Raw genomic sequence first — 13853 nt, forward strand, 5'->3', positions numbered from 1 at the left:
AAGTCCCATTCTCAACCCTAAACCTCCTGCGGATCGAACCCCGGCCAGCCCTTCGGTTCGAACCCTCACAACGCAAAAAATCCCTCATCTTTCGATGAAGGATTTTTCTGCGGAGAGTGAGGGATTCGAACCCCCGAACCTGTGACAGTTAACGGTTTTCAAGACCGCCGCATTCGACCACTCTGCCAACTCTCCGCGACAAAAGTAGAAATTCCGAGTTGATCTGCAAAACTTATTTTGGTATTTCCTTTTTACGCATTGAAAATGAGCGAAATTATTTTAGGTTGGCTTAAATCTGTTCGTTAGGGCGAGAGAACTTCGTGAACATGCTTTTTAATATTGCTTGCTATCTTATCGATGGGCAGATCATCGGCATCGCTACCGAAAGGCTCTTCGATGGATTCGCCGATCAGCTCCAGCGAGGCTAAGACATAAAATATGAAAGGCACCGCCGCAATCACAAAATAACCCATTGAAAATACATATCCGATAGGTAGGGTTATCGAGTACGCCATGACAAACTTTTTTATGAAGGAGCTATAACTTAATGGAATCGGTGTGTTTTTGATGCGTTCGCATGCACCACATACGTTAGTTAGATTTTGCAATTCGTCGTTTAAGATGATAAACTGTTCCCCCGAAATCTGTTCATTTTTATACAAGCTATTTGTTTTCCGAAAGATGAGGGATGCCAGTTGGTTTGGACCGTGTTTCTTATCATCCAGATCTGCCAGTTCGGGATGTTCCTTTTCATCAAGCATAAATTTGGTATAATCGGAACGCAAGAAGTTGAAGAGCGTCTCCGCATATAGTGGGATTGCTTTCCGATAGAAACTTCGCGATACTTTATCGTCACTGTCTATAAAACTGTTTAATTTATACGCCAATGTGCGACTGATATTGGTGAGGGTACCCCATTGTTTTCGAGCTTCCCACCAGCGGTCATACGCAGTATTCGTGCGGAATACCAAAAGCAATGACAAAACAAATCCCAATAAGCTATGTACGATCGTGATATTTTTGATCCAGCTTTTTTCCGAAAGCTTGAGATATTCGAGTTCCCAATACGCAATGCCCCATGCGTAGAGCGCCATGAGGAGTAAGAAGGGCAACAGCTTACGGAAGGTATCTGTTCGGTGAAAGAATACAGTAGCTGTAAACCATTCTTTGGAGTTGTAAACACGCATCGGTGAGTTTAATTTTTTGGGTTGTCAATAAAAAATAATTCTACTATTTTCACTGCAATATGGCAAAAACTAAGAAAACTGTCAAGAAGAAAGCCGAAACAGCCACGCAAGAACGAAACCGAATGTTGCTATGGAGTATTATGATCCCATTGTTTGTGGTAACGATCATTGGTGTCATGCTTTGGAGGACAGATCTTTCTTATACCTTGAAAAGCTGGATGTACGGGGAAGATAGGGGTGATCGACACAGTGCAAATGAGCATGATCGACGAAACTTGGATTTGATGCGGAAGCACGATGGTTATGTCTACGGTATCGATATCTCGCAATACCAGGGTAAAGTACGTTGGATCGAAGTGAACACCATCCACGACCAGATTCCTGTCGACTTTGTATTTATACGAGCTACCATGGGCGAGCGGGCTAAAGATAAACGGTATGGAGAAAATTGGAGGGCAGCTTCAAGCCGTGCGAAGCTTCGCGGAGCCTACCATTATTTTAGACCTAATGAGAATTCAATCCGGCAAGCACGAAATTTTATACAAACGGTCGACCTGAAGCCGGGTGATCTTCCTCCTGTTTTGGACATTGAGGAACGGCCGCGCAGACAGCCTATGGATTCACTGAAGGTGGGATTGAAACGATGGCTGGACGAAGTGGAGGCACATTACGGTATTCAACCGATCTTGTACTCCGGGGATAGCTATTTTACAGACTTTTTAGAGAAGGAATTCTCGGATTACATATTGTGGATTGCCAACTACAACTTTTGGATTAAGAAACCGAAGAAACATTGGAACTTCTGGCAGTTTTCCGAACGCGGTTATGTACGCGGTATACAAGGAAACGTCGATCTTAATATGTTTAAGGGGAGTATAGAAGACCTGGAGGGATTGGCTATTCCGTATTGAGTGAAAAGTGCATGGAAAAAATTGTATCTTTATAGATATGGCTTCTTTTACTGATATTATACAACAAAACCCGCTGGTATTGGTCGACTTCTCAGCCACTTGGTGTGGTCCGTGTCAAATGTTGGCGCCGATATTGAAAGACTTGAAAACCCACTATGGTGAGGCTTTGTCTATCATTAAGATTGACGTGGACAAAAACAATGCGTTAGCATCCAGTTATCGCGTGCAAGGCGTGCCTACATTGATCTTATTCCGCGACGGCCAACAGGTATGGCGGCAGAGTGGTGTATTGACTGTGCAACAGCTCATAGCGGTCGTAGATCCGCAGAGGGCCTGAAAAGGGCATGTGGGTTAGTCTTCGTTTTCGGAGATGTCTCGTGTCGGAAGCGGCAGTTTATTTACTTGCACTTTGTCGATGCGATGTCCGTCCATGTCGATAACCTCTAATCGATAATTTTTGAAATGGATGGCTTCTCCTTCTTCGGGGACGTGATCCAAGGTTAAAAAGACTAAGCCGCCAAGCGTCGTGACGTTGCCTAACTCTTCTTCTTCCTCTTCGCTTAGGTAGATCTGAAAATAGGTTAGAAAATCGCTTAGTTGCGTGCGGCCATCCACCATGTGTGATCCGTCTTCGCGTTTGCGGATATGCGATTCCGTGTGCTCGTCTCCATTTTCCATGTCGCCAAACAACGTACGAACAATATCCTTAATCGAAACAATACCTTGTGGGATACCATACTCGTCAATGACGACGGCTAATTGTGCCTTTGCGTTCTTAAAGATATTCAATACGTTGTAGGCGTAGGTGTTTTCATTAACAAAAGGCATTGGCTCGATGAGCTCGGTCAAATCGATTGGCTTATTGTCTATGTACTTCTTTAGGAATGTTTTGACGTGAATGATACCTTTAACTTGATCAAAGCTACCGTCGATTACGGGAAACTCGGTGTGCTCTGATTTTCGCATAATCGCTTTGTTTTCGTCGAAGCTGCTTTGAAGGTCGAGACAGTCGATATCCGAGCGATGTACCATAAGATTAATAGCACGTTTGTCGCCGAGCACGAGCAGGCGATCGACAAAGTCATGTTCGAAGTTTTCGATAACACCGCTGTCTACACCTTCGTCGACCAAGGCTTTGATTTCCTCTTCGGTCACGGTGTTTTTTGAAACTTTGATATTTAAAAGCCGTACTATGGCGTCGGTGGATACGCTGAGCAACCAAACGAAGGGTCTAACGATTTTACTTAGCACTTGCATGGGCGCTGCAATAAACGAGGCATACTTTTCGGGTATAGCCATTCCGATGCGTTTGGGTACCAATTCGCCAATGACCAGTGATAGGTACGTGATGACAAGCACGACCAGTATAACAGACAGCTGTTGGCTATAAGGGGCGAGAAACGAAATCTGACTAAAAATGCTGGCTAAGAAAGACGATATAGTGCCACCACTGAAAAAACCGGTGAGGATACCAATGAGTGTAATCCCTATTTGTACAGTAGATAAGAATTGGTTTGGATTCTCTTTAAGTGCTAAGGCTATTTTTGCCGATTTGTTGTTTTTATCGGCAGCAGCTTGCAAGCGGGCTTTTCGGCTGGAAACAATGGATATTTCGGAAGCGGATAATATACCATTTAGAATGATTAAGGCAAGGATGATGAAAATCTCCGTGAGCATAAGGTTTGTTTTAAAGCCTAAAATACAAATTATTTTTCAGGCAGGGGCACGTCGGTTGAAAAAAGCGTCTTACACCACTTCATTGTCGCCGTGTCTTGTTGATTTAATAGTAGACATAGGCGGAAAAAAACGGAAAAACGTGCAAACGTTTGCTTTTATTTCAGGCTTTCGTTTTTTAAATTATTTGGTGATATTGCGAAGGGATAAACATGAATTATGTTAAAATTTGAAATTTTATAATGTTTGATTGTAAAAATAGTAGTGTCATAGCGTCAGCCAATCATTTTGATATAGAGGGAGATATAGAACGTGTCGACCGGTTCGGATCCGGACATATCAACGATACTTTTTGCGTGAAAACTAATAGTTCGAATGGAAAGAGTTACTTATTGCAGCGAATAAATAACCAAATATTTGAGAATGTCGCGGGACTCATGGAGAACACGCGTATTGTATTGGACCACCTGAAAGAAAAATTAGCGCATCTCGGAAAGGAGGTCGTGGAAAAAAAAACGTTGACGCTGATTCCAACGCGCGATGGAGCCTTGTTTCATCATGACGAGGAAGATGGCTACTGGCGAATGTTTCTTCTTTTGGAGGGAACAAAGAGTTACGATATTGTGGAAACGCCAGCACAAGCCCATTCCGGTGGAAGGGCATTTGGCGATTTTCAGAAGCAACTTTCTGATTTAGATGCACGGAGATTGGTAGAGATCCTGCCGAATTTCCACAATATTGACTTCCGTATGGAAAATTTGCGGAAGGCTATCGACAACGATGCGGTCGGGCGTGTGCACGACGTGCAGGATATCTTGGATTATATTTTTGAACGGGAAGAACGTATGCGTGCAATCTTGTTGATGGGGGGGCGTGGAGATCTGCCCTTGCGGATTACGCATAACGATACCAAGTTCAATAATGTGCTGTTGGACCAGGAGGACCGCGTACAATGTGTGATTGACCTCGATACGGTGATGCCCGGGTATGTGGCCTATGATTTTGGCGACGCTATTCGAACGATTATTAATTCGGCGGCAGAAGATGAGGCAGATACGACGAAAATTGTATTGAATATTCCGCTTTTCAAAGCGTATACCGAGGGATATATGAGCGAGGCTAAGGATTTCTTATCGGAGACAGAAATTGAATCGTTGCTTCATGGTGTATTCTTGCTTCCCTTTATGCAGGCGGTGCGGTTTTTGACAGATTATCTGAACGGAGATACGTATTATAAGATACATTATCCGACACATAATTTGGTCAGAACAAATGCACAACTTAAATTAGTTCAAGAAATGGAATTGCACCAAGATCAATTGTCTGCGATTCTTGAGGAGAGTGTAAACATATAAACCGAAAATATATGAGTAGTTTACGGGTGCCAAAGATTGACGGGAATATCGTCACATTGAACTATGCGACGCTGCAGCAGAAGCTGGAAATGTTGCCTTGGAATAATCTTCCAAATGTGAACTGGCCGGAGGAATATCCGGATAAGCCCATCGTTAACTTTCAGATCGCACATAGCGGAGAGTCGATTTTCTTGCATTATGTGGTGGATGAAGATTTCGTCAAGGCACAATACGTCCGCCCGAATGAAGCAGTATGGGAAGATAGCTGTGTGGAATTTTTTGTTTCCTTTGATGAACGTAAGCATTACTACAATTTGGAGTTTAATGTATTGGGAACCGGCTTGATCGGGTATGGAACAGAGGTAAAAAGCGAACGACAGCGTTTGCGTGCAAGCCTGATTGAAACCGTACAAACGGTTACCTCCGTAGTACACACGGGAGGGAAAAAGACCTGGGGTATCGTGTTAATCATCCCGGTATCCGTTTTTACCGAAAGCAGTATTGCGCGTTTGGATGGAGTGAAGGCGCATGCCAACTTTTATAAATGTGGAGACGGTTTGCCAAAGCCACACTTCATTTCTTGGAGTAAAATAGACTATCCAACGCCTAACTTCCATCTGCCGGCTTTCTTCGGCGATGTAATCTTTGAATAACGATTATGGTTTGTTAAATTGATGTAGTGTCCCCAAGACGCCTGTAAGGCCTCCCGTATGAATAAGGAGGATGTTGGATCCCGAAGGAATTTTTCCTTGCTCTATGAGATCGTGTACAGCAAAAAAAAGTTTTCCGGAATAGGTGGGTTCAATCAGTATGCCCGTATGCCGCACGAAAGCTTGGATGAACGCGATGAGTGCAGGTTTGGTTTTTGCATATCCGCCAAAATGATAGTTTAGATGTAAGGTAGGAGGCAGGCTGTTTTCGGACAGGTGGGCTATTTCTTTTGCGAGAAAATCAGCTCCTTTTAGTACAGGAACACCATGAAGTTGTGTCGATAAATTTCGTTCCTGTATGCCGAGGGCTAATCCGGCCAATGTTGTGCCGGTTCCGCCAGCACAAAAGCAATAATCGTAAGGTCGACGAAGTTCGTGCACGATTTCGGCACAACCCCTTGCACCGAGAGCGCTATAGCCCCCTTCATCAATAAAAAACGCAGAGGGGTCGTCTGAAAAATACGTGTTAACTAGATTTTGCTTATCACGGTAGGTCGTTCGGTCTACGAAATGTAGTTTCATGCCGTACAAACGGCACATCGCAAGTACGGGGTTTTCTACATCTTCGCCCCGGACAAATCCGTAGGTACGAAATCCGAACTTCGCGCCTGCACAAGCTGTCGCTAACAAATGGTTGGACCAGGCTCCTCCGAACGTCACGAGTAATGTTTTGTGTTGCTCTCTGGCCTGGTGTAGCGGATATTTTAGCTTGCGCCATTTGTTGCCTGAAATGAAGGGATGGATGAGGTCGTCTCGTTTCACGAACACACGCACATGTCGTGTTTCATACAGGGGGAAGTGGATCTCCTCTTCGGGGCTATAAAAATCAAAATTCAGCATATTCCTTCAGGCAAAGTTAGTAGATTTTAAAGGATTTCAATACTTTTGCGTGATGGCAGAGGATTTCGATTTTCAAGAACAAGATGAACAGGAGCTTTTTGAGCACTTTAGGATAGAAGCACCTAAAGGACAAGCATTGTTGCGGGTAGATAAGTTCTTGATGAACAGGGTAGAAAACACGTCCAGAAATCGTATCCAAAACGCAATAGACGCGGAGACTGTTCTGGTGAATGGTAGGATCGTAAAGGCGAGCTATAAGATCAAACCGTTCGATGTCGTGACCATGGTGCTGCCGGATCCGCCCCGTGACACAGAGGTTTACCCGGAAGATATTGCACTGGAAATTGTTTACGAAGATGATGATGTGCTCTTGGTGAACAAAGCGGCGGGTATGGTCGTGCACCCGGGATATAACAACTATACGGGCACACTGGTAAATGCATTGACGTTCCATCTCAATCAACTGCCCACGCTACCGGGGAATACTGGTCGTCCTGGGTTGGTACATCGCATTGATAAGGATACATCGGGCTTGCTGGTCATTGCAAAAAACGAATGGGCAATGACCTTTTTGGCCAAACAATTTTTTGAGCATACAATAAATCGAAAATATATAGCGTTAGTGTGGGGAGATATCGTTGCGGATGGGACGGTTTCCGGTTATATTGGCCGCAGTACGAAAGACAGACGCATCATGGATATGTATGATGATCCAGAAAAAGGTAAATGGTCGGTTACGCATTACCGGGTCTTAGAGCGTCTAGGTTATGTCACGCTCATCGAATGCGAATTGGAGACAGGACGTACCCACCAGATCCGGGCACATATGAAATCTATCGGGCACCCGTTGTTTTCTGACGAATCTTATGGAGGGAATAAAATTCTAAAAGGAACCGTGTTTAATAAGTATAAACAATTCGTGCAGAATTGTTTTGAATTGCTACCTAGACAGGCTCTTCATGCGAAATCTCTAGGTTTTGTTCATCCCCGTCGTAAAGAGCGGGTACATTTTGAAGTACCTTTGCCACAGGATTTTCAGCTTGCGCTGGAGAAATGGCGATCATATGCTACGGCTGTTGATCAACAATCTTAACACGAAACTTTTTATGTCAGTACAATTTATAAATTTTGATGGGCAGATTATTGCCGAAAATCAGCATATAGCCAGCATCGATAGTCGTGCGCTACGGTATGGTGATGGACTCTTCGAAACGATGCTGTGGAAAGATGGAGACATCCGTTTTCTCGATTTCCATATCGATCGACTGCAACGAACAATGCAGACCTTACAATTGGAGGAATCTACCAAATTCGATGCATTTTTCATTCGTTCGAAAACGGAAGAACTGGTGCGGAAAAATAATATGATCGGACAGCAGGTCCGGGTGCGTTTAACGGTGTATCGAGCGGGAGGGGGACTCTACGCCCCGGAAACGAATAAGCCTGTATATTGTTTGCAGGTGTCCCGTTTGCCGACGTCATTGCGGGATAAAAAACTGGGTTTGATCGTCGATCTGTACACCGACTTTAAAAAGCCATATAGCGAGCTGTCGCATTTAAAATCCAATAATGCGCTGATCTATGTAATGGCTGGACTCTATAAGAAAAAGTTTGCGTATGATGATGTTTTTATTCTAAATCAAGAAGGTTATCTCTGTGAAGCCCTTACCTCAAATATTTTTGTGTATTACGAAAAAGTATTGTACACGCCTGCATTAACGCAAGGATGTGTGCAGGGAGTTATGCGGCAAGTGGTTATGGATATGGCTGCGGATGAAGGCATTCAAGTGGTAGAAGCCCAGATCAGTCCGGAGATTATGAAACAGGCCGACGAAATCTTTTGTACGAACGCGGTACAGGGGGTACAATGGGTTATGGGCTATAAGCAAAAACGGTATTTTAATAAGATTTCCCGTATTCTGCAGGACAAGTTGCAAACATGGAGCTACAACGAAGAGGTTTAAAAGCCGCGTGTTAAAGAGCAAGCTTCCTGTTTCTCCGAGCAGAGGGAACAGGAAGCGAAAGCAAGTCTATTTTTTCGATCTACTTTTCTGAACCAGTAGGTAGCTAACATACAGTAAAACCAACCATATAGGGATAAGTTCGACCGATATTTTTAATCCGGTAAACCACATCATAACCAGCACGCCCAGCAGGAACAAAAGGCAAATATAGTTGCTAATGGGGTAAAATAATGTCGGAAACAGGGATTGTTCTTTCTTGGCCGTGATCGTTCGTTTAAAGAAGATATGTGTCAGGCTGATCATGATCCAATTGATGACCAAAGACGAAACAACCAAACTCATCAAAATTTCTAATGCCTTTTCCGGGATAATCTTGTTTACAACGATGCAGACCGCGACCAGTCCGGCAGACACCAGGATCGCATTTATAGGCGAATGATTCTTGTTTAGTTTTGTCAAAAAACGAGGGGCATTTCCTTGTTCAGCTAGGCCAAACAACATGCGCGAGTTACTGTACACACAGCTGTTGTATACCGAGAGTGCTGCTGTCAATACGATGAGGTTTAGTGCATTGGCAATCACATTGGTGAAATAATAGGTCGATCCGAACAGTTGGAATTGCATGCCTTTCAAACTAGCGAAGACTTCCACAAAAGGACTGGTTTCTGAGGTGATATTCCGCCAAGGCATTAAGGAAAACAGGATAACCAACGAACCGATATAAAAAATCAGGATACGCCAAAGTACTTGATTCGTTGCTTTCGGGATATTTTTTTGTGGATTTTCTGCTTCGGCGGCGGTGATACCGACGAGTTCAAGTCCCCCAAAGGAGAACATAATCATCACCAAAGCGGCAAGTAATCCTTGATACGATCCGCTCTCGGAGGTGGTTAACCATCCTTTTGGAAAGAACCCTCCATCGTTAGTTAGGTTGTTTACGCTCGCATTTTCACCTCCTTTTCCACTCATTAGCAAGTACGAGCCAAAGAGAATCATGGCAATGATTGCAACAACTTTAACGATAGAAAACCAGAATTCGGTTTCACCGTAGACCTTTACGGAAGCTAAGTTCAAAACGTTAATCACGACAAAGAAGAAGAGACTGGATACCCAAAGTGGGATTTCTGGCCACCAAAATTGTACGTAGTGGCCGATGGCGGTAAGTTCAGCCATACTGACCAACAGATATAACACCCAGTAGTTCCAACCGGAGGCGTAGCCCGCAAATGACCCCCAATAGGTATTGGCAAAATAGCTGAAGCTGCCGGATACGGGTTGATGCACGACCATCTCCCCGAGTTGGCGCATGATGAAAAATGCGATCAGACCGGCTATAGCATATCCTAAAATAACAGAGGGACCTGCGAGGACTGCCGCTTGGCCTATTCCTAAAAACAGACCGGTTCCAATAGCCCCGCCTAAGGCGATCAGTTGTATATGCCTATTGCTGAGCCCTCTCTTTAACGTTTTGTTGTCGGTAGAATTTGTTTCCAAGTTATGTGTTTGATTAGTTGCTGTTCTGGGTCGTTATTTTCTGGAAGCCAATTAGCTCGTCCCATAGGCTTCCCGGACGACGATTGTAAATTAAAATTTGATACTCGTTTCCTGTGTCGTAATGGCTACCAGAAAATGCATCGACACGGAGTTCGCCTGATGGAGCATCTACGATGTATTCATAATCGTATACTCCTTGCTTCAAAAGTAAGGTGGTCTGCCATGTTCCTGACTGCGGATCATAAGAAAGTCTATTTTCTGCCTTACGTTGAAAATTGGAAAATCCGCCAACAACAAATATGTTTCCGTTGATGGTCTGTTCGGTTTTTAGGGAGAATACGACGTTCGCGTAATCGCCGTGTACGGCGTCGGGTTGATCCGAAGCATCGCTACGAAGTAGAAAACGTCCATTTCTATCAAAATTGGCCACATAGGTGTTTTTATAGTGGTCTTGATCCGTTTGTAATTTAATATGTGTTGTGGAATCTGTCTCTATGTGTTGGACACCTTCAGCTGCCGTACGGATATTTCGAATATCAAAAAAACGAAATTCGTTGTTTCCGTTGAAATCGAATGCATCTACTTGTGTGTAGCGCAGCTCGTTGCCAGCAGAAAAGCTCGGCGTTTGCAGCTCCATACGCTGATCTTCGCGTTGGTTTTGTAAGACCATTACTGTTAAATCGCGTTGTGGATCGGGGATTGTTACGGCTGTCGTTAGGCGTACGTCAAGTTTCTGTTTACGGAATCTGTCTGTTGTCGACGGCTTGACCGTGACGGATAGCGACGTTAACGGATTGACTACGTAGAAACGACGTGTCAAAATCAATCGCTCTTTATCCGCATCTTCATATACCTTGAGGATGTAATTGCCAGCTATCTTTGGACGTAAATTGGGCGAGGGGAAGCGGAAGATATAATGGGTATATGGATGCAACGTGCTTTGAGATTGTTGATAATCGTCGAGCCTTTCTTCGTTGATTCCCTCTGCATAATCCAATATGCCGGCTCGGCTTGGTCTCCAATTGCGGTCGCAGTGCACCATGCTGACGTAATAATTGCGTACATCTGCGCGTAAATCGTCAAATGACAGATGTAGATTGTCTCCGCTCCCCAATATATACGATGGAAAGCTGCCCTCGGCACCGCTAGGATAAAGTTGGACAGTCCGAATGACGGGCAGATAGCTATGGTTATCGTATATAAGTTCTTGCCGAGGCGATGGCTCCACAGATTTGTGTTTCTTTTTTGCCTGCGCTGGACTTTCGACAGCCCAAAGCAGAAAAAGAAATGCCGTAAACAGCGGGAAAACCGTCCTTCTAATCATCTTGTAAAAATAAGAAAACCGCTCTATTATCAGCGGTTTTTATAATTATTAAACGTTTATTCCTACATAGCGGGAGGAATAAACAGGGAATCGGGTGGGTTGTCGTTGGATCTGCGTCACTCCTAAAATGTATTTCCCCTGGTCGAGGGATCGGACTGAGAACAGCCACAGCCTTTCGAGCAGCTCCCTGTTTTATTCTTGCTTGGAAGAAAACGTTTAACGAAATAGAAGAGCGCTACCGCAAATACGACAGCTATGATAACGTATTGAATTGTTATATCCATTGCCAGTTTATTTGATGAATTGATACGCTAAAAAAGCCACCACATAAGCCACCCCGGTCATCATTGCGGTTTGGATTAATGTCCATTTCCAAGAGCCGGTTTCCCGTTTCATAATGGCAATGGTACTCATGCATTGCATAGCAAATGCATAAAATAGTAATAACGAGACGCCCGACGCCAGATTGTATGCTGGCCGTCCCGTGTTTCGATTGACTTCAGACTTCATTTTACTCAATAGCGTCGTTTTTTGCTCCTCATCTTCAATATCGACGTCTTCGCCCAAACTGTAAACGGTTGCCATTGTTCCGACGAAGACCTCGCGCGCAGCGAAGGAGGAGACAAGACCGATTCCCATCTTCCAGTCGTAGCCCAATGGCTCCACTAATGGCTCTATACCCATTCCGATATATCCCAAATAGGAATGCTCCAACCGAAAGGAAGCGACTTCTTCCGCAAAGTCATCCTCATTAAGTGCGGGATTGGCTTCTTGAACATACCGTTCCGCATCGCTGAATTTGTCGTTCGGCCCAAAGCTGCCCAGTACCCACAAAATAACGGCCATTGCTAAGATGATCTTACCCGCGCCAAAAAGGAAGCTCGACGTTTTATCCCAGACATTGGTTCCTACGTTTTTCCAATCGGGCGCCTTGTAGGATGGTAATTCGAAGATTAGAAATGACCGGTGTTGGGTTTTTACAATTTTGCTCAATACCCAAGCCGACAAAAGCGCCGCAACAATTCCAAGGATATACAGCACATTGAGGACGAGTCCTTGAAGTCCGAAGCCTAGAAAACGATCGTCTGGGATGACCAAAGCGATGAGGACAATGTAGATCGGTAGTCGGGCAGAGCACGTCATGAATGGAGTGACCAACATGGTAATTAACCGTTCTTTTGTATTTTCTATATTACGTGCGGCCATGATCGCCGGAACAGCACATCCGACGCCAGACATCAATGGAATGACTGATTTTCCATTTAATCCGTAAGGGCGTAACCATCTGTCCATCAAGAAGACAACACGACTCATGTAACCTGTTTCTTCCATCAACGAAATTAAGAGAAAAAGAATAGCTATTTGGGGGACAAAGATGATGATTCCGCCGATACCGGCTAAGATCCCCTGTGTAAGCAAATCAGCGACGGGACCTTCTGGCAAGACGCCGGCAATGCTATCCACCAATGCCGAAAAATTGACATCAATCCAATCCATGATCGGAGCGGAAAGGGTGAAAACAAGCTGGAAAATAAGAAATAAAATAACAAAGAAAATAACGTAACCCCACAATGGATGGAGGAGTAATGCATCAATTCGATTGGTTTTGGTGAGTAACTTATTTTCTGCTAGAAAAACAATGGGCTGTATATCTTTCTCTATCTGTGTATTACGCGCTATTGCTTCTGCCTGTTGTAGTTCGTTGGGATGCAGTTGATGTCGACCTCTGATTTCGTTTAGACTTTTGCGTTGACTATCCGTTAAAAAGGAGGTGTATTCCTGTGCTAGAAATTGCCAGGTTTGGTATTCCGTATGTAACGGAAAACTTTTTCTAATTTCGCTTAATGCGCCTGCATAACGCTCGTCTATTTTAAACTGACTTAGGAAATGTGCGGGGCGTTCATCAAAAGCTTGAATAAGTTGTTGAATGCCTTTTCCGTTACGTGCATCGGTTGTGAACACCTTGGTATGCAAATAAGACTCCAGTTTGTTGTAATCGATTTCTAAGCCTTTGTCCTTGACTTCATCAATCATATTGATGACAAAAAGTGCGGGAACACCAAGCTCTCTCGCTTGTTGGTACAGAACTATAGAGCGTTTTATATTGTTTGGTTCGGCTACGACAATAACGAGATCTGGATGCGCCGGATTCGTTTTATCGGCCAAGGCATTATATACAATTTCTTCATCCAAGGATGTAGGAAATAGCGTGTACGTGCCGGGGAGATCAATAATTTGATACGTTTTACCGTTGGCTTTGACGGATCCGACTCTTTTTTCTACCGTTATGCCGGGATAGTTACCGACGTGTTGGTGCAACTTCGTAATACGGTTGAATAAGGATGTTTTTCCCACATTAGGATTTCCTAATAGGGCTATAATAGGATTCTTCAT

At 44.1% G+C, this 13853-nt stretch carries 13 protein-coding genes and 1 tRNA gene; 6 read left to right on the top strand and 8 right to left on the bottom strand.

Features of this window, described 5'->3' with window-relative positions; translation table 11 throughout:
* Window positions 1–110: 110 nt before the first annotated feature.
* Both ACFSR5_RS03220 and ACFSR5_RS03225 read right to left on the bottom strand, forming a co-directional pair.
* Window positions 111–195: transfer RNA gene (locus ACFSR5_RS03220), tRNA-Ser, on the bottom strand.
* Between the two features lie 107 nt (window positions 196–302).
* A complete protein-coding gene (locus tag ACFSR5_RS03225) occupies window positions 303–1187 on the bottom strand; it encodes a bestrophin family protein (RefSeq protein ID WP_380900660.1) in 885 nt (294 codons plus the stop codon).
* Window positions 1188–1246: 59 nt separating this feature from the next.
* On the opposite strand from ACFSR5_RS03225, the gene ACFSR5_RS03230 reads away from it, so the two are divergent.
* Both ACFSR5_RS03230 and trxA read left to right on the top strand, forming a co-directional pair.
* Entirely contained in the window at window positions 1247–2098 is an 852-nt protein-coding gene (locus tag ACFSR5_RS03230) for a GH25 family lysozyme (protein WP_380900662.1), read from the top strand.
* A gap of 37 nt (window positions 2099–2135) precedes the next feature.
* Window positions 2136–2435 (top strand): thioredoxin, encoded by a 300-nt coding sequence (gene trxA / locus ACFSR5_RS03235; protein ID WP_380900664.1) that lies wholly within the window; start codon window positions 2136–2138, stop codon window positions 2433–2435.
* A 14-nt stretch (window positions 2436–2449) separates the two neighbouring features.
* On the opposite strand, the gene ACFSR5_RS03240 is transcribed toward trxA, so the two are convergent.
* Window positions 2450–3775, bottom strand: a complete 1326-nt coding sequence (locus ACFSR5_RS03240) for a hemolysin family protein (RefSeq protein WP_380900666.1) — start codon at window positions 3773–3775, stop codon at window positions 2450–2452.
* A 239-nt stretch (window positions 3776–4014) separates the two neighbouring features.
* Here ACFSR5_RS03240 and ACFSR5_RS03245 point away from each other — a divergent pair, with 239 nt between their 5' ends.
* Both ACFSR5_RS03245 and ACFSR5_RS03250 read left to right on the top strand, forming a co-directional pair.
* Window positions 4015–5127, top strand: a complete 1113-nt coding sequence (locus ACFSR5_RS03245; RefSeq protein WP_380900668.1) for a phosphotransferase enzyme family protein — start codon at window positions 4015–4017, stop codon at window positions 5125–5127.
* An 11-nt stretch (window positions 5128–5138) separates the two neighbouring features.
* Window positions 5139–5780 carry a carbohydrate-binding family 9-like protein gene (locus ACFSR5_RS03250; protein ID WP_380900670.1) on the top strand — a complete coding sequence of 214 codons (642 nt, stop codon included), beginning with the start codon at window positions 5139–5141 and terminating at the stop codon, window positions 5778–5780.
* A 3-nt stretch (window positions 5781–5783) separates the two neighbouring features.
* Here the strand turns inward: ACFSR5_RS03250 and ACFSR5_RS03255 are convergent, their stop codons facing one another.
* A complete protein-coding gene (locus ACFSR5_RS03255; protein ID WP_380900672.1) occupies window positions 5784–6677 on the bottom strand; it encodes a 1-aminocyclopropane-1-carboxylate deaminase/D-cysteine desulfhydrase in 894 nt (297 codons plus the stop codon).
* 52 nt (window positions 6678–6729) lie between these two features.
* Here ACFSR5_RS03255 and ACFSR5_RS03260 point away from each other — a divergent pair, with 52 nt between their 5' ends.
* Both ACFSR5_RS03260 and ACFSR5_RS03265 read left to right on the top strand, forming a co-directional pair.
* Complete coding sequence (locus tag ACFSR5_RS03260; RefSeq protein WP_380900674.1) at window positions 6730–7770, top strand: RluA family pseudouridine synthase; 1041 nt, start codon at window positions 6730–6732, stop codon at window positions 7768–7770.
* Between the two features lie 13 nt (window positions 7771–7783).
* A complete protein-coding gene (locus tag ACFSR5_RS03265) occupies window positions 7784–8641 on the top strand; it encodes an aminotransferase class IV (protein WP_380900676.1) in 858 nt (285 codons plus the stop codon).
* A gap of 66 nt (window positions 8642–8707) precedes the next feature.
* Here ACFSR5_RS03265 and ACFSR5_RS03270 read toward each other — a convergent pair whose 3' ends face one another.
* The 4 genes from ACFSR5_RS03270 to feoB form a co-directional block, all read right to left on the bottom strand.
* Window positions 8708–10135 (bottom strand): amino acid permease, encoded by a 1428-nt coding sequence (locus ACFSR5_RS03270; protein WP_380900678.1) that lies wholly within the window; start codon window positions 10133–10135, stop codon window positions 8708–8710.
* A 13-nt stretch (window positions 10136–10148) separates the two neighbouring features.
* On the bottom strand, window positions 10149–11459 hold the full coding sequence (locus tag ACFSR5_RS03275; protein ID WP_380900680.1) for a type IX secretion system plug protein: 1311 nt from the start codon (window positions 11457–11459) through the stop codon (window positions 10149–10151).
* Window positions 11460–11581: 122 nt separating this feature from the next.
* Window positions 11582–11743: a FeoB-associated Cys-rich membrane protein gene (locus ACFSR5_RS03280; protein WP_380900682.1), complete on the bottom strand. Its 162-nt coding sequence runs from the start codon at window positions 11741–11743 to the stop codon at window positions 11582–11584.
* A gap of 7 nt (window positions 11744–11750) precedes the next feature.
* Entirely contained in the window at window positions 11751–13853 is a 2103-nt protein-coding gene (feoB, locus tag ACFSR5_RS03285) for a ferrous iron transport protein B (RefSeq protein WP_380900684.1), read from the bottom strand.

Source organism: Sphingobacterium suaedae (assembly GCF_042684625.1).
Classification (GTDB): domain Bacteria; phylum Bacteroidota; class Bacteroidia; order Sphingobacteriales; family Sphingobacteriaceae; genus Sphingobacterium; species Sphingobacterium suaedae.